Genomic DNA, 20,322 nt, shown 5'->3' with positions numbered 1-20,322 from the left:
GCATGATCAGGGATATGGAGTACAGCCAGGACGACCGTACTGTCCTGCTCAACCAGCATGGCGAGCGGCCCAGCCACGAGCCGCTGACCGACTTTGCCCGGCCGCCGCGCTATGAAGACCTCGAAGAGCGCATGGTGTATGCCTCCAGCCGGCGCCCGGAGCAGACCTTCAACATCAGCCTCAACCCGTTGGTGTCGGCCGCCTCGCCGTTGCTGTCGGCGATCATCGAGATCAAGTCCAGCGCCGAGGCCAACAACCTCAACACCCTCAAGACCGGCCTGATCGAGCACCTGCGCCATTTCGAAACGCGGGCGCTGGAGGAGGGTGTCGATCACGGCGAGGTGATGATGGCGCGCTACGTGCTGTGCACCGTCACCGACGAGGCGGTGGTGACCACCAGCTGGGGCAACGAGAGCGAGTGGTCGAGCATCAGCCTGCTCAGCAGCTTCCACAACGAAACCTTCGGTGGCGAGAAGTTCTTCCAGCTGGTGGAGAACATGGGCCGCAACCCGATGAAGCACCTGGCCATGCTCGAGCTCATGTACATCTGCATGTCGCTGGGCTTCGAGGGCAAGTTCCGCGTGCAGGCGCGCGGCAACATCGAACTGGATGCCATCCGCGACAGCGTCTATCGGCAAATCCGCCAACTGCGTGGTGACGTGCCGCGCGAGCTGTCGCCGCACTGGGCCGGCCTCACCGACACCCGCCGCGGCGTGGTGCGCATGGTGCCCTGGTGGCTGGTGGCGGCTTTTACCGGTATCTGCCTGGTGGTGATGTTCTCGGGCTTCGCCTACGTGCTGGGCGACAAGCGCGAAGCGGTATTGCAGCGCTACCAGCCGGCCGACCCGGTAGTGGTCCAGGCCAAGTCGTAATTTCAGGGACGTACAATGAAAAACTTTTTCCGCAAGACCTGGGCATTCTTGACCAGGACCTGGGTCTGGACCCTGCTGCTGGTGCTGCTGACCGCGCTGCTGGTGTGGTTCGTCGGGCCGCTGCTGGCGATTGCCGACAACAAGTTCTGGGAAGAATCCAGCCCGCGCCTGTTGACCATCGCCGTGTTGTTCTTGCTGTGGGGCCTGTTCATCGTCTTCGCCAGCTGGCGCGGCAACGTGCGCAAGAAAGAGACCGAAGAGAGCGAGACCGGCCAGGCCGAGCTTGCCCGCCGTGCCGTTATCGAAGAGACCGAACGCACCCTGCGCGAACGCTTCAAGGATGCCCTGCGCACCCTCAAGACCTCCAGCCTGTACCGTGGCCGCAGCGAGCGCTGGCGCAACGATTTGCCCTGGTACCTGGTGATTGGCCCCGGCGGTGCTGGCAAGACCAGCCTGCTGGACTTTTCCGGCCTCGAGTTCCCGATCAACAAGATCGAACGCAAGCTCAGCCGTGACACCAGCAGCACTGCCTTCTGCGACTGGTACTTTGCCGACAATGGCGTGCTGATCGACACCAGCGGCCGCTACGTGGAGCAGAACGACAGCGAGGTGGACGCCGCCGGCTGGTCGACCCTGCTCGGCCTGCTGCGTTCGCGCCGCCGTACCCGCCCGCTCAATGGCGTGCTGGTCACCGTGCCGGTGACCACCCTGCTGGGCGGTGACCGGGAAAAGATGGTGGCGCTGGGGCGTACCCTGCGCAACCGCCTGCAGGAGATCCAGCAGCAGTTGCGCGCCGACGTGCCGGTGTACCTGGTGCTGAGCAAGGCCGACAAGATCCTCGGTTTCGATGCGTTCTTCGACCAGCTGTCCCGTGAAGAAAGCGAGCAGGTGCTCGGCGCCAGCTTCGGCAAGGGCCAGAAAGGCACCGACGTGGCCGTGCTCAACCGCGAGTTCGAAGACCTGCTGTCGCGCTTGAGCGCCCAGGTGATCATGCGCATGCACCAGGAACGCGACGCCCAGCGTCGTGGCCTGATTCTCGACTTCCCGCTGCAACTGGGGCAGGTGGGCGCCAACCTCGGCATGCTGGTGGACGCCGCCTTTACCGGCAACCGCTACCAGCGCGCCAGCTCGCTGCGCGGCTTCTACTTCACCAGCGCGCCGCACACCAGCGCCGCCGGTGCCGTGGATGCCCAGGGCCAGACGCTGCCGATGACCCACAGCGGCCGCACCCGCTTCATCTACGACCTGATGACCAAGGTGATCTTCCCAGAAGCCGCCCTGGCTGGCCTGGACAAGCGCGAGACCAACCGCATCAACTGGGGGCAGCGCGCCCTGTACGCCGGCGCCCTGGGCTGCATGGGGCTGTTCGGCCTGGTATGGGCCGGCAGCTTCTCGGCCAACGACGGCAACCTGGAAAAACTCAAGGACCTGGCCGACCGCCACGGTCGCCAGGGCGCCGCATTGACCGCCCGCGATGACGCCATGGCGATCCTGCCGATCCTCGACAACCGCTACGCCGCCACCCAGGTGTTCCCCGACTCGGGCGATGCGCCCTACGCCGAACGCGGCGGCCTGTACCAGGGCGGCGAAACCAACCCGGTGCTGCTGGAGGCCTACAACCGCGAGCTGACCGAGCAACTGCTGCCGCGCGTGGCGCAAACCCTCGAAGGGCAGATTCGCAGCAGCATGGGCAACCGCGAACGCCTGCTGGCCAGCCTGCGGGCCTACCTGATGCTGAACATGCCGGACCGCCGCGACAACGCGCTGCTCAAGGAATGGATGGCCACCCAGTGGTCGCAGCGCTACCCCGGCAACACCCAGCTGCAAAACCAGCTGAACACCCACTACGAACGCCTGCTGGCGCTGAACTTCAGCCAACAGCTGAACGACCCGCTGGTGGAACAGGCGCGCCAGGTGCTGCGCCGCGAGTCGCTGGCCGCGGTGGTGTACCGCGTGCTGCGCGAACAGGCCCGCAGCCTGCCCGAGTACCGCCTGAGCCAGCATACCGGCCCCCAGGGCGCAGTGTTCGTCGGCACCGACTACGTGATCCCGGGCTTCTATACCCAGCGTGGCTACCAGCAGTACTTCATGGCCCAGGGCGCGGGCCTTGTGCAGGACATCCTGCGCGACAACTGGGTGCTGGGCGAGGGCGGCAGCCTCAGCGGCATGGACATGCGCAAGTTGCTGGTGGAGCTTGAGCAGCTGTACTTCAACGACTACGCCAACTACTGGAGCGAAGCCATCGGCCAGGTGCGCCTGGAAACCTTCACCAATGCCGAAGAAGGCGCCAACCAGCTGGCCAGCCTGAGTGCGGCCAACTCGCCGCTGCTGCAAATGCTGGCCGAAGTGCGCGAGAACACCCGCTTCCCGGCCGTGGCCGACAGCGCCGATGCCGCCACAGAGGCCGCGCAACAGGCCGGTGGCAAACTGGGCAAGGTGGCGGCTGCCGCTGGCGCCGCCGGCCAGGCCCTGGCCAAGCGCCTGCCGGACACCTCGCGCAAGGCCCTGGAGCGGCGCTTCGAGCCGCTGCACCGCCTGCTGGATGACGACAACGGCCCCACCGCCGACCTCGGCCCGGTGCTGCAGGCGCTGAACGACCTGCAACTGCAACTGCTGGGCCTGGCGCGCTCCAGCCAGCCCGAGCAGGCCGCCTTCGAAGTGGCCAAGGGACGCATGGCCGGCAACCAGCGCGACCCCATCAGCACCCTGCGCAACAGCGCCAACCGCCTGCCACGGCCGGTGGGCGGCTGGTTCTCGACCCTGGCCGAAGACAGCTGGATGCTGGTGCTGGACAACAGCTACGAGTACGTCAACCAGCGCTACGAAACCCAGCTGTACAGCTTCTACAGCAAGACCATCGACGAGCGTTACCCGTTCCACGCCCATAGCAGCAGCGATGTGGCGCTGAACGATTTCCGCGAGTTCTTCAAGGCCCAGGGCATCGCCGACCGCTTCTTCGATACCTACCTCAAGCCGTTCGTGATCGGCGAGCCGGGCAGCTACCGCCTGCGCGCCGTGGATGGCCGCAGCCTGCCGGTGTCGCGCGAGTTCCTCGAGCAGATGAACAACGTGCAGACCATCCAGCGCGGTTTCTTTGCCGACAACCCCAACGAGCCGCAGGTGCAGTTCAAGCTTGAGCCCTACACCCTGGACTCCACCGTGGGCCGCGCCGAGTTCCGCTTTGGCGAGCAGCAGATGGTGTACCGCCATGGCCCGATCGTGCCGATGGCCTTCAAGTGGCCCACCGAGGCCGATGACGGGCGCACCAGCCTGGCCCTGGAAGGCCTGAACGGCAAGTCGATGGTGCTGGAGAAAAACACCGGCCCATGGTCGCTGTTCCGCCTGTTCGACCTGATGCAGACCGAGTACCAGAGCGGTCGCGACGTGCTGATGATCAAGGCCAATGTGGGTGGCATGCGCGCCAACTACCTGGTGCTGACCCAGCGTTCGCCCAACCCGTTCGACCTGAGCGCGGTGCGTAACCTGCGCATGCCGGTGGCGCTGTGACCGTGGTGGCGGGGCGCTGGCGCAGCGCCGGGCGTACCGACCCGGGCAAGGTGCGCGAGCGCAACGAGGACGCCTACCTGGACCGCCCCGAGCGCGGCCTGTGGGTGGTGGCCGACGGCATGGGCGGCCACCAGGCCGGCGACCTGGCCAGCCAGATGGTGGTCGAGGCCCTCGACGGCCTGGCCCTGGACGGCAGCTTTGACGAGCAGGTATTGGCGGTACGCCAGTGCCTGCACTGGGTCAACCGCCGCCTGGGCCAGGCGCTGACCGTGGTCACCGGCCGCGCCGACCCGATCATGGGCAGCACCGTGGTGGCGCTGCTGGTGCACGAAGGCCGCGGCGCGTGCATTTGGGCCGGCGACAGCCGCTGCTACCTGTGGCGCGGCAAGCGCTTGTTCCAGCTGACCCGCGACCACTCGCTGCGCCAGCAACTGATCGACGAGGGCCGCTACAGCGCCGAGGAAGCCGGGCAGCAGCCCGGCGCCCACGCCCTGACCCGCGCCCTGGGCGGTGACGAAACCCTGCGTTTGGAGGTACTGGAATTCATGGTGGTGCCTGGCGATACCTTCTTGCTGTGCAGCGACGGCCTGTACCAGAGCCAGAGCGACGAAACCCTGGGCAAGGCGCTGAGCCAGGGCCAGCCGCCGCGGGCCCTGGAGTACCTGTTCGACAACGTGATGCAGGGCCGCGCCTCGGACAACCTCACCGGCGTGGTGGTGCGCCAATGAACGCCGCCGAGCTGCTGGGCGGCGCCAGCGACCACCTGGGCTACTTCGCCAAGGCCGCCGAGGCCGCCAAGGCGCCGCTGGCGATCACCGCCGCGCCGCTGCCCGGCGTGCTGCCGCCGGTGCTGAGCGGGCGCTACAAGCTCGAAGGCCTGCTCGGCGCCGGCGGCATGGGCATGGTCTACCGCGCCCGCGACCTGCTCGCCGAGCAGCACGGCGAACCCGAGCCCATGGTGGCGGTCAAGCTGCTGCGCGACGACGTGGCCGAGTGCCCCGACGGCGCGGCCCTGCTGTACAGCGAGTACGCGCTCACCCGCCACCTGCCGCACCCCGGCGTGGTGCGGGTGCACGGCTTCGAGGTGGACGCCGCCAGCCAGCAGGCGTTCTTCAGCATGCAACTGCTGCGCGGCATGCCCCTGGACCGCCTGCTGTGCGAGCAACCCCTGGGCCTGGCCTGGGGCGAGCTGCGCGGCATCGCCCTGGGGCTGCTCGAGGTGCTGGCCTTCGCCCACGGGCGCGGCGTGCTGCATGGCGATATCAAGCCCAGCAACCTGATCCTCGGCGAGCACGGCGTGCAGCTGTTCGACTTCGGCCTGGGCCAGGCCATGGACGGTGTGCTTGAAGGCCTGGCCAAACTCAGCCGCCAGCGCATCAGCGCCTGGACCCCGGCCTACGCCGCCCCCGAGCTGCTCGACGGCGCGCCGCTGTCGCCTGCCAGCGACCTGTTCGCCGCTGCTTGTGTGATCTACGAGCTGGCCGGCGGCAAGCAGCCGTTCGGCCGCGACGGCGCCCAGGCCATGCACGCGCAGCACGCCGAGCAGCCGCTGGAGCGGCCCGCCAACCTGCCAAAAAATGTATGGCCAGCACTGCGCCAGGCCCTGGCGCTGGACCCCGCAGCGCGCCAGGCCGGCGCCCGCGAACTGCAACAGGCCCTGGCGGCCCCCCGCCTTTCGTTATTGCGCCGATGGTTCGGCCAACCCCAAGGACACCTTGCGGACAGGGAGAGCCCCCATGTTCAACCCCAGCAATGAAACCCACTTCAGCCTGACCCTGGCAGACAGCGATGTCGATTTTCAGGTGCTGTCGTTCGAAGGCTTCGAAGCCATCAGCCAGCCATACCGCTTCGAGGTGGAACTGGTCAGCGAGCGGCCCGACATCGACCTGGAAAGCCTGCTGCACAAGCAGGCTTTCCTGGCCTACGACCCTGACGGCAACGGCATCCATGCCCAGGTGTACCAGGTCGCCCAGGGCGACTCGGGCAAGCGCCTGCACCGCTACCGCGTGGTGCTGGTGCCGCACCTGGCGTATCTCGCGCACCGCACCAACCAGCGCATCTTCCAGCAACTGACCGCGCCGCAGATCATCGGCAAGATTTTCGAAGAGCACGGCCTGCAAAGCGATGCCTACCGCTTCAGCCTCGGCACCCCGTGCCCGATGCGCGAGTACTGCGTGCAGTACGACGAGTCCGACCTGCACTTCGTGCAGCGCCTGTGCGAAGAGGAGGGCCTGCATTACCACTTCGAGCACAGCCACGACGGGCACCTGCTGGTGTTCGGCGACGACCAGACGTTCTTCCCCAAGCTCGGCCAGCCGGCGACCTACGTACAGGACACCGGCATGGTCGCCGACGACCCGGTGATCAAGCGCTTCAACGTGCGCCTGGAAACCCGCACCAGCCGCGTCAGCCGGCGTGACTACGACTTCGAAAAGCCGCGCCTGCTGATGGAGGCTGCCTACAAGCCCGACCAGCCGACCATCGACGAGCCGGACCTGGAAGACTACGACTACCCGGCTGGCTTCACCGACCGCGCCCGTGGCAAGCAACTGAGCCAGCGCGCCCTGGAGCGTCACCGCGCCGACTACCAACTGGCCGAAGGCCGCGGTGACGTGCCGCGGCTGGTGAGCGGGCACTTCATGCAACTGGCCGAGCACCCGCGCAGCGAGTGGAACGACCTGTGGTTGCTGACCGAAGTGCACCACGAGGGCAAGCAGCCCCAGGTGTTGGAAGAGTCGGTCACCAGCGACACCACCGACGACAAGGACGACTTCCACCAGGGCTACCGCAACCGCTTCCTCGCCACGCCCTGGGACGTGTTCTATCGCCCGCCGCTCAAGCACCCGAAACCCCAGGTACTGGGCAGCCAGAGCGCCGTGGTCACCGGCCCCAAGGGCGAGGAGATCTACTGCGACGAATACGGCCGGGTGAAGGTGCAGTTCTTCTGGGACCGTGAAGGCAAGGGCATCGAGACCACCAGTTGCTGGCTACGGGTATCGTCCAGCTGGGCCGGCGAGCGTTACGGCGGCGTGGCCATTCCGCGCATCGGCATGGAAGTGCTGGTGACCTTCCTTGAAGGCGACCCCGACCAGCCGCTGGTCAGCGGCTGCCTGTACCACGCCGTCAACCCGGTGCCCTACGCGCTGCCGGCACACAAGACCCGCACCACCTTCAAGACCTTGAGCAGCCCCGGCGGCGGCGGCTTCAACGAGCTGCGCATCGAGGACAAGAAAGGCCAGGAGCAGATTTTCGTGCACGCCCAGCGCGACTGGGACCAGAACATCGGCAACGACCAGAAGATCCACGTCGGCAACGAACGCCACGACACCGTGGTGGCCAACAGCTACAGCAAGTTCCAGTCCGAAGAGCACCGCACCACGGTGGGTGACCGCAAGACCGAGATCAAGGTGGACGACCACCTGACCGTGGGCAACAACCAGCACGTGAAGATCGGCACCGCGCAACTGGTGGAAGCCGGCCGGGAAGTGCACATCAAGGCTGGCGACAAGGTGGTGATCGACGCCGGCATGCAGATCAGCCTGAGCGGCGGCGGCAGCTTCATCACCCTCGATGCCGGTGGCGTGAAGGTGGTGGGGGCGCAGGTGCTGCTCAATGCCGGCGGCTCGCCGGGCAGTGGCAGTGGCATCGGCATTCTGCCGCCGTTGTTGCCGGGGGCAGCGGCCACGGCGTTGGCTGGCAAGGTGCCGGAGGCCCCGCAGGTACCGACCTGGCTCGAATTGAACTTGCACTACAAGAACCTCGACCCGGTACCCGGGGCGCCGTACCGGGTGGAGTTCGCCGATGGTTCGGTGAAGGAAGGCAAGCTGGATGACAAAGGCTTTGCGCGGTTGGAGGACGTGCCTTCAGGCAAGGCGATGGTTTATTACGGCGAGGACCCGCGGCCGTTTACCCGCGAGCGGGTGAAGTCGGTCAAGACCACCGACGAAGACCTGAATGCCGACTTGCGTAAACTGGGCTTCGACCCGGATCAGGTAGACCTTCAAGCCATTGCCGAGAAAGTGTCGGGGCGCATTTCATGACCCCGCAGAAGCTCAACCCACCCGTCGTCGCGCAATACATCACAGGGAGCAAAGCATGACAGCAGAAACGGCCGAAGGAAGTGCCGACCGAACCGCCGCCTACCAGGACGCCGCCCTCGAAATCGGCAAGGGCATCGCCCTCGGTGCCGTGCCTTTTCTCGGGCAGGCCATCGATGCCTACGACACCATCGAGTCGTGCATTACCCTGTACAACGCCGAAACCCCGGGCGCCAAGGAAGAAGCCCAGTTCGACCTGGTGATGGCGCTAGTGGGGTGGATTCCGGGGCCGGGCGATGGCGTGAAGAAAAGCCTGCGCCTGATCAACAAGGACCCGGAACGCTTCGCCCCGGTGCTGTTCGATGTGTTGCGTTTCGTGCTCAGCGAGTGCGGCATCAAGACCAGCCCCGAGGCCTTGCTGGCAGAGGTGTTCGACTCCAGCGCACTGGCTGCCGAGATCGACGAAGTGATCGCCGGGGTAAAGGATTCCTCGGCCTACGATGCCCTGCCACGCTGGATGCAATCGACCATCACCACCGTGCTCGCCGAGGCGCGTGACAGCATGCCGAGCCTGGTCGGTATTGTTGAGCGCAGGGTGATGAAGTGGACCAAGATGCAGCGCAACAGCTCGGCGATGGCGTCGGGGACGTCACGGAAGGCCAGCACGGCGAAGCCGGGGGACCAGAAAGGTGACTCGGCGCATGGGACGAATGATGGTGATGCTACCAAGCAGAATTCCAGTACCAAGCAGGCGTTGGGGGACCGGGCTTATGACGGGCTGACCAATGAAATGCTTGGTGTGAGTGGCGAGCATATTGCGGACTATATCTGTGCTTATAAATTTGGCTGGGGAAAGGACTGGGATGGCCATGACAAGGGAGGTGACGGCAAGTGGTTGGACGGGGAACCGTCCGCCACTAAACCGGGGAAGCTTTCACAAGGTGGAAATCCCAAGCAAGCCCACATACTTTATAAACTTACAGATGGTGCCAATGGTACCGGAATTGATGCTGTTTGGCGTGCGACGGGAGAACACAATCAAGGGAAAAAATATGCAATTGTGGAGGCTAAGGCGAGCAGGGATGAAGATGGTCCAAAATTTGCCAGAAATAAATTTTCTAAAAGAAAGCCTTCTATAAACTCTAAGCTGGGGTTGTCTGGAGAGGGTGGTGCTTTTGATTTAATAGAGCCCGTGCTGGAGGATGATGAGTCTGCAGCTTCGGAGTCGACGGGAAAGAAACGTCGAAAAGTGAAAAAAAAGAAGCCTCGAGATAATAGTTCTGAGCAAAATAAGCCTGAAGTTAAGGGGGAAGCTGGTGCCCAGCGTAAACTTGCTAAAGATCTTATGGTTCAAATGAGTAAAGAATGGATTTCTGCTAATCTTTCGCGTTCAGTGGGAGCTGCTCTGGCTTCGTCGGTTAAGCGTTCCTATAGTCGGCATTTGTTTTTTTCCCCTATTTATCATCTGTCAGAAAGTCCGGCGGAGCATGCGTTGTCTTTGAAAGAGGGTAAGGCTGATTCGCACCATGATAAGCATGATGCCTATCACTATGATGAGGATGATGTAAAAGAGGCGGTGAATAAGCGCAAGGGCGCTCTGATGAAGAAGTTTGGTGAGTTGGAATCATTGGCTAAGGAGAAGTGATCATGAAGAGGCGTCAGCAGTTCATTACGGATGGCTATTATAGAAAGCTCATTGCGTTTCATGATTCGGCAAGGACTTCATGGCTTGAGGATCCTCTGGAAGGGGACACTCCGGACCACGGTGCATCGCTGACAGCGTATGAAGTGAAAATGTCGGCATTTAATGGGCTAATGCTACGTTATACTGCTGGGGAAGATATATCAACGCTCGCTGTCTACCTGGAAGCACTGGTCGAGGCTTATGAGCAGTATCAATATGCGCTTGGAAGATATCACGGCGAGGTCGATATCTCTCCGCTGAATATCGAAGATATAGTATTTGAGTACGAGGAGTTTGTTCAGGTTGTAAGTTTTTGTATATTGCTGCATCGTAATGACCTTTTGTCACGCTTTGTGCGGTTGACGGATAGGGCGGGGCTTGCCTCTCAAGATGTTCTATATGAGGATTTGTTGAAGAAAAGCCTGCCTAACAGGTTTGAGGTGGATGAGTATTATCACGATAATTACGAGTCTCTTATTGAGGCCGTGTATGCAGAGTCACCAGCTGAAGCTTCTGCACTGTTACTTGACTATTGCAGTGGGTGGTATCAATCTTTCGCGAAAATACCAAATTACTGGCACGACACTCACTTGACTATGACTGAGACGGATGGAGCGTACTTTGGTTATTGGGCGCTAGAGGCAGCTGCGATAGCGTATCTCTATGATATAGATGATAGTGGCGTGGATCACATGGTTTATCCCCGTGATTTGGTTGAGTATGCGCGAAGCTATAAGCCGGATACTGTGGCTGCCGAAAGAGGCAAGGTATATGCAGGGCAGCCCTGCATTCGAACGGGTTATTGGTTTAGCCCGGCCCAGTCTAATTCCCGTCGTTTCTTCACCGCAGGTGAGATCATGCCAGAGTTCAAAGGCTCCTCGTGGGGGGCAACTATTTGGTATTGGTCTGGTGAGGAGTAGTGGTGCAGATGGCCGCGTCACTGGGGATGCTATCGTCGGCGTACGATCAACTCCTCGGTCGCGATGGCTGTCGCATGTGTATTGGCCAAGTCCATCAGGGGCACACGCTTCGGCGCGGAAGTCCCATGTTCAACTCCAGCAATGAAGCCCCCTCAGCCTCACCTAGGCAGACAGCGATGTCGATTTCAGGTTCTGTTGCTCAATGGCCGCGAGGCCATCAGCCAGCTGTACCGCCTCGAGGTGGGACTGGTCAGCGCGCACCAGGATATCGAACTGGAAAACCTGCTGCACCGGTGGGGTGTTCCTTGCCGAACCGGTCGGAACGCGATCCACGAAGCGACCGAGGCCCAGGGGGCGATTCGAGCATGCACCAGCACAACTACCGGCTGGTGCTGGCCAAGAATTACGGTCAGCAGGATGCACTGAAATGAGAGAGCATAATGAAGCGTAGGCAGCAGTTCATTACCGAAGGCTATTATAAAAGTATGCTTTCGATATGTGATGAGATTTTGGCAGAAAGGGCGGTTTCACCGCTTTTTGGCGACACACCTGAGGAAAGCGCATTTCGCACGTCATCTGAAAGAAAAGATACGCTCTTCATGAGGCTGATGCTTAAGTATACGGCCGGTGAAGAAATATCCTCGTTGGGAGAGGATCTTGAACGGTTGATTGAAGCGTATGAGGATCTTCAAAAAGATTTCGCTGCCTATGAGGGAATGCCAAATATAGCGCCGCTAAATATTGAGGATGCAGTATTTCAATATCAGGAATTCGTTCAGGTTGTGGGGTTTTGTATTCTGCTGCATGAAAATGAGCTATTGGCTCGTTTTGTGGCGCTAATGGATGCTGCGGGGTTTGCAGGCGATGATATGTTGTATGAGGATTTGTTGAAAAAGGTCTTGCCTGCACGTCAAGAGTTGAATGAGTATTATCATGCAGTGTATGAGTCTCTGATTGAATCCATCTATGCGGACGGTGCTTCCGAACGCTCAAGACTGTTGGGTGAGTATTGTTCTGGGTGGTATGCCGCTTTTGCGGAGCTCCCAAATTATTGGCATGATACTCATCTTCGGATGAAAGAAGATGATGGCTCGTATTTTGGTTACTGGGTGATGGAAGCTGCCGCTATCGCTTATCTGTATGGTATCGATGATAGTGAAATCGATCACATGGTTTACCCGAAGGATTTGGTTGCGTACGCCCGTTCCTTTCCTGTGAGAAAGAATTGATAAGAGCACTCCCCTGGTTTATCCAGCGCAGCCGGGGGTATGTTGGCGTTCATGGGGGCTCTTGGCCGCGACCTTCTGGTACTGGCCTGTCGAGGCGTCGCGATGCAGGTGGTGGTGTCACTGGGGATATCGTTGGCCCCCGGCTTTACGCACTGCATCTAAGCAAGCGTCACGGTCAACACTTCGGCCACTCCAGCTGCCGCATGCGTATTGATTAACCCCATCAAGTGGACACGCTCATGGAAAAGCCGAATTTTAGGCTGGAGAATGTCAGGTGAATAGGCGTCAACCTTTTATAACGCATGAATACGTCGGCAATATACTGCGTTTTACGGATTCGGCAGAAGCGTATTGGGATGAACATCCCCTCGAAGGCGACTCCCCAAAACATGGTGCTGCGTTGACTGAGTACCAGAAGGTGAAGGATGCCTTCATGGGATTGGTGATAAGGTATACCGCAGGGGTGCCTGTAAAATCTTTAGAGGGGTGCCTTGAGCGTTTGGTGGTTTGCCATGAGCGATATCAGGTTTGTTTGGGTGAGTATCATGAGGAGGAGTGTATAGCTCCGCTGAATATCGAAGATTGGCTCTGTCAATATGAAGAGTTCGTGCAGGTTGTGAGTCTTTGTATATTGCTGCATAGGGTTGATCTTCTAAAGAGGTTCGTTGCCTTGTTTGATAGGGCTGGCTTTGCTGGGCAGGATGTCTTGTATGAAGATTTATTAAAGAAGATTTTGCCGGGCAGGGCGGAGGTTTCGGGCTTTTATCATGAGGGCTACAGGGATCTGATTGAGGTGGTTTACGCCGAGTCAAAAGAGGCGTCTAGCGGGTGGTTGAAGAAGTATGTAACTGAATGGTACTCCGGGTTCGAGGCTTGTGCATGGCACGGCAGTCACCTCACCATGACCGAAGAGGATGGCAGTTATTATGGGTATTGGGCATTCGAGGCTGCGGCGATAGCTTACTTGTATGGGGTCGATGACGCTCAAATTGAACATATTGTCTATCCCAGTGACTTGGTTGAGTATGCGCGAAGCCATAAGCCGGAATCCATGGCTGCGCAAGGACATTTGCATGATGAGGTGACGGTTTGAATAAGCGGCAGCCGTTCATGACGGACGGGTATTACAGGGCCATGCTGGAATTATGTGACGGCTCGCCAGCCTTTTGGTCCGCCCAGGCACTTGATGAGGACCATCCCGGCCAGGCGCAGGCGTTGAGGTCTTATCAGTGCAAACAGGATGCCTTTGAGGGTGTGCTGTTGAGGTATACCGCTGGCGAGCCTGTTGAAGTACTCATGCGCCCGCTGGAACACCTGATCGGGTGTTATGAAACCTATCAGGCGGATCTTGCACGATCGGAAGGTGTTGCCGATGTGGCACCGCTGAATATCGACAGCTGCCCGTCAAATTTTGAAGAATGCATGCAGGTTTTCTCACTGTGCATTCTGCTCCAACGCACGGACTTACTGGCTCGTCTGGTCGGGTTGTTCGACCCGGCAGGCTTTTATGCGCAAGACACCTTGTATGAGTCGTTGTTGGCGCCGGTCATGCCTGGGCGTGCAGATATCGATGAGTGGTACCATGAAAGCTATACCGACTTGATTCGCGCTATTTATGCCGCCGACAAGGGTGACGCTTCGCGGTTGCTCAAACGCTATTGCGATAACTGGTACAACGGGTTCTGCGGAGTGGGCGCCAAGTGGCATGACAGTCATCTGGACATTGAAGATGATGACGGAAGCTATTACGGCTATTGGGCCATCGAGGCCGCTGCGGTAGCGTATTTGTATGGCATCGATGACAGCACGATTGACCACATGGTTTATCCGCGTGAGCTTGTGGCGTACGCCAGGCATCATGGGCCCGCCCAGTAGCGACTGAACACGGAAGGTTCGCCAGTGAACTGGCAACAACAAGGAAAGTGTATTTTGCAGAGACGTCAGCCGTTCATCACGGATAGCTATTACCGCCATCTTGCCGCGTTTCATGATTCGATCAAGGCACGGCTCGCCGAGCAGCCGTTGCCGGGCGAGACCGCTGCGCAGAGTGCGTCGCTGACGGCAGCCAGAATCAAGATGTCGGCTTTCAAGAACCTGATGCTTCGCTACACGGCGGGAGAAGACATCTCGGTACTGGGGGGCTACCTGCAGGCACTGGTCGAGGCGTATGAGGCGTATCAGTGTGCGTTGGCCGAGTACCATGGGGAGTTGGATATATCACCCCTGAATATCCGTGATGCGCTGTACGAATATCAGGAGTTCGTACAGGTCGTCAGTTTTTGCGTGCTGTTGCACCGTGATGACCTGTTGACGCGCTTTGTCCGGCTGACAGACCGTGCCGGATTTTATTGTCAGGATGTGCTGTACGAGGACTTGCTGAAGAAACGCTTGCCCGGCAGGTATGAAGTGGATGAGTTCTACCACGCGGCCTACCGCTCGTTGATCGAGGCGGTGTACGCAGAAACCGCTGACTGCGCGGCCGAGCGGCTGAGCGCGTATTGCCGGGGCTGGTACAGCGGTTTTGCCGATGTTGCCAATTACTGGCATGACTCGCATTTGACCATGACTGAAACAGACGGTGCGTACTTTGGCTACTGGGCACTGGAAGCGGCTGCCATCGCGTACCTTTATGACATTGACGATAGCGCTGTGGACCACATGGTCTACCCCAGAGACCTGATTGAGTATGCGCGTGCTTTCGATATTTCACAGGCGAGCGCGGCGGGGGAAGTCAATTGAATCGAAACCGGCAGTTTCTGACCCAAGCCTATTACCAGCGCATGATTGTACAACTGGACGCGTCGCGCGCGTATTGGGAGGACAAGGTTCTCGCTGAAGACTTCCCCGGCCAAGGGGAGACCTTGCGGGCACAGACTGTGAAGGACGAACTGTTTTTCGCTTTGCTCTTGAAATATACCGCGGGTGAGCCGCCCGAGCGCCTGGTGGAGAGCCTGGTGCGCTATGTGGACGCGCTTGAGGAGTATCAGAAAAGGCTCGCCAACAACGAGCAGGAGCCGTCGATATCGCCGTTGAGTATCGAGCACGAACTTAGCCAATATGAAGAGTTCATTCAGGTTGTCAGCCTGTGCATTCTGCTTTTCAGGAAGGATTTGCTGCTGAGGGTCCTGGCCTTGACCGATAACGCCGGTTATGAGGGCGACGACCTTGTATATGAATCGATTGTTGCAAGGGTAGTCGAGCGTGGGCGCTGTGATGACGGCTGGTATCACCCACACTACTCGATGCTGATTCAGGCAATGGACTGTGTAACGGATGGCGACCAGGTTGCGGCGACTCGTTGTTTGAGCGAGTACTGCGAGGCGTGGTACGAAGGGTTTGAGCACACCAATGTACCTTGGTTCGACACCCATTCATGGATGACGGATCACGATGGCGCCTATTTCGGATATTGGGCGTTCGAGGCAGGTGCTTACGCCTATCTGTTCGGGATAGAAGATAGCCAGGTTTCCAGCATGGTCTACCCGCGGGACCTTGTTGCGTATGCGCGCAGCCATAAACCCACTGGCACCGGGCAATGATCATGGGAGACCTTGTGAAGCGGCGTCAGCAGTTTGTAACCAGTGGCTACTACGAAAACATGCGTGCCTTTTATGATGGCGCTGACCGCTTCTGGGCGGACGCAACACTCGATGAAGACTACCCGGGGCAAGGCGCTGCGTTGAAGGCAAGCGAGCTCAAGGGGGCTTGTTTCAAGGCGCTTGTGCTGCGTTATACCGCAGGTGAGCCCGTGTCGGAGATGGAGCCGGTGCTGGAGCAGTTGATAGCCCGGTATGAGAGCCTGCAGCGGCTGCTGGCCGTTGCCGAAGGGCACGAGCATATTTCGCCGTTGAGCATTGATTACCACCTGGGGCACTACGAAGAATTCGTGCAGGTGGTGAGCCTGTGCATCTTGCTGCACAGGGCCGACTTGCTGGCCAGGTTGGTGGCGATGACAGACCGGGCCGGCTTTATCGGTGAGGATGCCCTGTATGAAGAATTACTGGTGAAGGTACTACCGGGGCGCTTCGATGTGGAGCGCTGGTACCATCCGATGTATGCGCCATTGATTGACGCGATCGATGCCGAAACGCCCGCGCAAGCTGTCAGCTTCCTCGACCGTTACTGCCAGTGCTGGTATGCCAACTTCGAAGGGGCCAGTACCTACTGGCATGATACGCACCTGAATATTCAGGGCGACGAAGGCAGCTACGTGGGTTACTGGGCCTTTGAAGCAGGGGCTGTTGCCTACCTGCACAACCTGGATGACAGCGCAATCGACCACATGGTCTACCCCAAGGATCTGGTCGAGTACGCCAGGGCCCAACGCCGTGCCGGATGAGGGCACTTCCACCCGGCGCCGGCGCAGTAGCCACTCAGCGCCAGGCAAAACCCGCAACCTGGTCGATCACAAGGACAAACCCGCAATTGGACGCTGAAATAAACCGCTATTACCGGTCAATGGCAGAGCGCATCTCTACCGGCATCGCCCAGGGCAAGTTGCCGTGCCTGAAGCAGGCAATCGATGCCGACGACACTGTGCAGGCCTGCATCGCCCTGCACAATGCCGAGGGCGCACAGGCACAGCAGGAGGCAGGCATCGACCTGGCATTCGCCCTGGTTGGCTGGATACCCGGCCCCGGGGAGGCCAGCAAGCAGATGCTGCGTGCGGTCAACGGCCAACCCGGGCGGTTTGCTCCCCACCTGTTCGATGTGCTGCGCAATACGCTTGGCCGCTGCCGGCTGAAGACCAGCCCCGAGGCGCTGCTCGAAGGGTTGTTCGATGCCCAGGCGCTGGCGGCGGAGCTGCCGCTGATTGACAGCGCGGTGCAGGCTTCGGCGGCCTTTCAGGTGCTGCCGGCCAGCTTGCAGGTCACGGTGCGTAACGTAATACGTAATGCGGGCGAGCAACTGCCGCAACTGTTCGCCCTGGCGCAGGAGCGGGTAGGGCAGTGGGTGCGCCAGCAGCGCAACAGCGCCGGCTTGGCATCCGGCTCGCAGCGCCCCGCGCAGACTGAAAAGCCCACGCCGCAGAACATCCATGTGAAGCAGGTCGCCAAGCGCCCCGCAGACGGCAGCGCGCCAACCTGGCTCGAGCTGAACTTCCATTACGCCAACCTGGAGCCGGTGGCCCATGCGCCGTACCGCATCGTCTTTGCCGATGGCTCGGTCATGGACGGCACGCTGGACGCGCAAGGGTTCGCCCGGCTGGAGAACGTGCCGGAAGGCGAGGCGATGATCTACTACGGCGAGGACCCTAGGCCCTTCGTGCGCCCTGGCATCGTTACCCTCGACCTGGCTGCGCAGGGCCTTGGCGCTGAGCTGGAAGAAATTGAACTGGACCCCGACGACCTGCCGGTTGTCGCGCAATACGTGACAGGGAGAGTGACATGACCGCCGCTACATCCGCAGAAGCCTCCGCGCAAAACGTCGCAGCCAGGCGCAGGCAGCCGTTCATCACGGACGCTTACTACGAGTCGATGGCTGAATTTCTCGATACCATCACGCATAGGGTCTACTCCAGGGACCTGGTCGAACACGACCGCACCCTGGCGCCGAGGCCATGCCTCTAAGGTTCTCCCCGATTGCATCAAAATGGCTCATTGCTATCATGTTGGGTCGGTCAAGGCTGCCCGTGTGCCGCCCCACAGTGAACAGGATGTTTAAACGCGCATCAGGGCCCGGTCGACCGGCTCTGTACTGCAAGCCAAGGAGGCCAAGGTGTACCGCTCGATCCGCTTAGCCTGCACCACCATCACCTGCTGCCGTCACGCCCAGTGCCTGGCGCGCACCTTGCCGGGCAACGGCCCCGGCATTTCATCGAATGCTTGAACAAGGCACCCGGCGCGCTCGCCGCCACGGCCCCGTTGGCCGCTGCATGCGCATTGGCCAGGCCGCCCAAATGGACACTCTCTGGACAGGAAGCCCCCATGTTCAACCCCGGCAATGAAACCCACTTCAGCCTGACCCTGGCAGACAGCGATGTCGACTTCCAGGTGCTGTCGTTCACCGGCCAGGAAGCCATCAGCCAGCCGTACCGTTTCGAGGTGGAACTGGTCAGCGAGCGCCCCGACATCGACCTGGAAAGCCTGCTGCACAAGCAGGCGTTTCTGGCCTTTGACCCGGCCGGCAAGGGCATCCACGCCCAGGTGTACCAGGTGGCCCAGGGCGACTCGGGCAAGCGCCTGCACCGCTACCGCGTGGTGCTGGTGCCGCACCTGGCGTATCTCGCGCACCGCACCAACCAGCGCATCTTCCAGCAGCTGACCGCGCCGCAGATCATCGCCAAGATTTTCGAAGAACACGGTCTGCAAAGCGATGCCTACCGCTTCAGCCTCGGCACCCCGTGCCCGGTGCGCGAATACTGCGTGCAGTACGACGAGACCGACCTGCACTTCGTGCAGCGCCTGTGCGAAGAGGAGGGCCTGCACTACCACTTCGAGCACAGCGCCGACGGCCACCTGCTGGTGTTCGGCGACGATCAGGCGTTCTTCCCCAAGCTCGGCCAGCCGGCGACCTACGTACAGGACACCGGCATGGTCGCCGACGACCCGGTGATCAAGCGCTTCAACGTGCGCCTGGAAACCCGCACCAGCCGCGTCAGCCGGCGTGACTACGACTTCGAAAAGCCGCGCCTGCTGATGGAGGCTGCCTACAAGCCCGACCAGCCGACCATCGACGAGCCGGACCTGGAAGACTACGACTACCCGGCTGGCTTCACCGACCGCGCCCGTGGCAAGCAACTGAGCCAGCGCGCCCTGGAGCGTCACCGCGCCGACTACCAGCTGGCCGAAGGCCGCGGTGACGTGCCGCGGCTGGTGAGCGGGCACTTCATGCAACTGGCCGAGCACCCGCGCAGCGAGTGGAACGACCTGTGGTTGCTGACCGAAGTGCACCACGAGGGCAAGCAGCCCCAGGTGCTGGAAGAGTCGGTGACCAGCGACACCACCGACGACAAGGACGACTTCCACCAGGGCTACCGCAACCGTTTCTTGGCCACGCCGTGGGATGTGTTCTACCGCCCGCCACTGAAGCACCCGAAACCCCAGGTACTGGGCAGCCAGAGCGCCGTGGTCACCGGCCCCAAGGGCGAGGAGATCTACTGCGACGAGTACGGCCGGGTGAAGGTGCAGTTCTTCTGGGACCGCGAGGCCAAGGGTGACGAGACCACCAGTTGCTGGCTGCGGGTGTCGTCCAGCTGGGCCGGCGAGCGCTATGGCGGCGTGGCCATCCCACGTGTGGGTATGGAAGTACTGGTGGACTTCCTCGAGGGTGACCCCGACCGCCCGGTGGTGGGCGGCTGCCTGTACCATGCCGAGAATGCGCCGCCCTACGAGCTGCCGCTGCACAAGACCCGCAGTGTGTTCAAGACCCTGAGCAGCCCCGGTGGCGGTGGCTTCAACGAGCTGCGCATCGAGGACAAGAAGAACCAGGAGCAGATATTCCTGCACGCCCAGCGCAACTGGGACCAGTACATCGGCAACGACCAGAAGATCCGCGTTGGCAACGAGCGCCACGACATTGTGGTCGCCAACAGCTACAGCCAGTTCAACGCCGAAGAACACCGCACCACCGTGGCTGACCGCAAGACCGAGCTCAAGGTCAGCGACCACCTCACCGTGGGCAACAGCCAGCACGTGAAGGTCGGCACCTCGCAGTTGCTGGAGGTGGGCAGCGAGATCCACGTCAAGGCCGGGCAGGGCATCGTCATCGAAGCGGGGCAGGAGCTGACGGTCACCGCCGGTGGCAGCTTCATCAAGCTCGACGCTGGCGGTGTCACGGTGGTCGGGGCGCAGATTCTGCTCAACGCCGGTGGCGCGCCGGGCAGTGGCAGCGGGGTGGCGGTACTGCCGCCGGTGCTGCCGGCAGCGGCAGACAACGACAAGCCGGGCGCGGTGATGGAGCCGGCACTGGTCAACCCGCCGGTAGAAAAGCTGAAGAACGTGCCCAAGCCCATGGCCAGTTTTTCGGGGTGATGGCGTCACCCGGGCAAGGCGCCTTGCCGACGAGGCGCCGGCCAGCTTCACCCGTTCAAAGCTCAGAGAATCCCCCACCGAAGGCCAACGGCCTTCAACT

At 61.0% G+C, this 20,322-nt stretch carries 16 protein-coding genes; 15 read left to right on the top strand and 1 reads right to left on the bottom strand.

The window, feature by feature from the left end:
• Nucleotides 1–2: 2 nt before the first annotated feature.
• The 7 genes from icmH to KSS94_RS14505 are packed head-to-tail and all read left to right on the top strand — an operon-like array spanning nt 3 to nt 11,020.
• Entirely contained in the window at nt 3–872 is an 870-nt protein-coding gene (icmH, locus tag KSS94_RS14535; RefSeq protein WP_217838795.1) for a type IVB secretion system protein IcmH/DotU, read from the top strand.
• 15 nt (nt 873–887) lie between these two features.
• Nucleotides 888–4,379 (top strand): type VI secretion system membrane subunit TssM, encoded by a 3,492-nt coding sequence (gene tssM / locus KSS94_RS14530; RefSeq protein WP_217838794.1) that lies wholly within the window; start codon nt 888–890, stop codon nt 4,377–4,379.
• Nucleotides 4,376–5,107, top strand: coding sequence for a PP2C family protein-serine/threonine phosphatase (locus KSS94_RS14525; RefSeq protein WP_404669718.1), 732 nt, complete (start codon nt 4,376–4,378; stop codon nt 5,105–5,107). The genes tssM and KSS94_RS14525 overlap by 4 nt, the downstream gene beginning before the upstream one ends.
• Complete coding sequence (locus KSS94_RS14520; RefSeq protein WP_217838793.1) at nt 5,104–6,135, top strand: serine/threonine-protein kinase; 1,032 nt, start codon at nt 5,104–5,106, stop codon at nt 6,133–6,135. The genes KSS94_RS14525 and KSS94_RS14520 overlap by 4 nt, the downstream gene beginning before the upstream one ends.
• Nucleotides 6,116–8,419 carry a type VI secretion system Vgr family protein gene (locus KSS94_RS14515; protein ID WP_217838792.1) on the top strand — a complete coding sequence of 768 codons (2,304 nt, stop codon included), beginning with the start codon at nt 6,116–6,118 and terminating at the stop codon, nt 8,417–8,419. Before KSS94_RS14520 ends, KSS94_RS14515 begins: the two co-directional genes overlap by 20 nt.
• 55 nt (nt 8,420–8,474) lie before the next feature.
• A complete protein-coding gene (locus tag KSS94_RS14510) occupies nt 8,475–10,061 on the top strand; it encodes a hypothetical protein (RefSeq protein WP_217838791.1) in 1,587 nt (528 codons plus the stop codon).
• 2 nt (nt 10,062–10,063) lie between these two features.
• Nucleotides 10,064–11,020: a PoNe immunity protein domain-containing protein gene (locus KSS94_RS14505; protein ID WP_217838790.1), complete on the top strand. Its 957-nt coding sequence runs from the start codon at nt 10,064–10,066 to the stop codon at nt 11,018–11,020.
• 162 nt (nt 11,021–11,182) lie between these two features.
• Here KSS94_RS14505 and KSS94_RS27375 read toward each other — a convergent pair whose 3' ends face one another.
• Nucleotides 11,183–11,311 (bottom strand): hypothetical protein, encoded by a 129-nt coding sequence (locus KSS94_RS27375; protein ID WP_264081990.1) that lies wholly within the window; start codon nt 11,309–11,311, stop codon nt 11,183–11,185.
• A gap of 149 nt (nt 11,312–11,460) precedes the next feature.
• Between KSS94_RS27375 and KSS94_RS14500 the strand changes: the two genes are divergently transcribed.
• From KSS94_RS14500 to KSS94_RS14465, 8 genes are all read left to right on the top strand, one after another.
• Nucleotides 11,461–12,249, top strand: coding sequence for a PoNe immunity protein domain-containing protein (locus tag KSS94_RS14500; protein ID WP_217838789.1), 789 nt, complete (start codon nt 11,461–11,463; stop codon nt 12,247–12,249).
• A 274-nt stretch (nt 12,250–12,523) separates the two neighbouring features.
• Nucleotides 12,524–13,342 carry a PoNe immunity protein domain-containing protein gene (locus KSS94_RS14495; protein ID WP_217838788.1) on the top strand — a complete coding sequence of 273 codons (819 nt, stop codon included), beginning with the start codon at nt 12,524–12,526 and terminating at the stop codon, nt 13,340–13,342.
• A complete protein-coding gene (locus tag KSS94_RS14490; RefSeq protein ID WP_217838787.1) occupies nt 13,339–14,124 on the top strand; it encodes a PoNe immunity protein domain-containing protein in 786 nt (261 codons plus the stop codon). The genes KSS94_RS14495 and KSS94_RS14490 overlap by 4 nt, the downstream gene beginning before the upstream one ends.
• Nucleotides 14,125–14,148: 24 nt before the next feature.
• Nucleotides 14,149–14,988, top strand: coding sequence for a PoNe immunity protein domain-containing protein (locus KSS94_RS14485; protein ID WP_225935789.1), 840 nt, complete (start codon nt 14,149–14,151; stop codon nt 14,986–14,988).
• Nucleotides 14,985–15,788, top strand: a complete 804-nt coding sequence (locus KSS94_RS14480; protein ID WP_217838786.1) for a PoNe immunity protein domain-containing protein — start codon at nt 14,985–14,987, stop codon at nt 15,786–15,788. The genes KSS94_RS14485 and KSS94_RS14480 overlap by 4 nt, the downstream gene beginning before the upstream one ends.
• Nucleotides 15,785–16,588 carry a PoNe immunity protein domain-containing protein gene (locus KSS94_RS14475; RefSeq protein WP_225935788.1) on the top strand — a complete coding sequence of 268 codons (804 nt, stop codon included), beginning with the start codon at nt 15,785–15,787 and terminating at the stop codon, nt 16,586–16,588. The genes KSS94_RS14480 and KSS94_RS14475 overlap by 4 nt, the downstream gene beginning before the upstream one ends.
• Before the next feature lie 86 nt (nt 16,589–16,674).
• A complete protein-coding gene (locus tag KSS94_RS14470; protein ID WP_217838785.1) occupies nt 16,675–17,640 on the top strand; it encodes a hypothetical protein in 966 nt (321 codons plus the stop codon).
• Nucleotides 17,641–18,176: 536 nt separating this feature from the next.
• Nucleotides 18,177–20,222, top strand: a complete 2,046-nt coding sequence (locus tag KSS94_RS14465) for a type VI secretion system Vgr family protein (RefSeq protein WP_217838784.1) — start codon at nt 18,177–18,179, stop codon at nt 20,220–20,222.
• The last annotated feature ends 100 nt before the right edge of the window (nt 20,223–20,322 follow it).

Origin of the sequence: Pseudomonas fakonensis, from assembly GCF_019139895.1 — a bacterium.
GTDB lineage: Bacteria > Pseudomonadota > Gammaproteobacteria > Pseudomonadales > Pseudomonadaceae > Aquipseudomonas > Aquipseudomonas fakonensis.
Note: the sequence above shows the minus strand (reverse complement) of the source record. Positions and strands in the feature narration are given on the sequence as shown.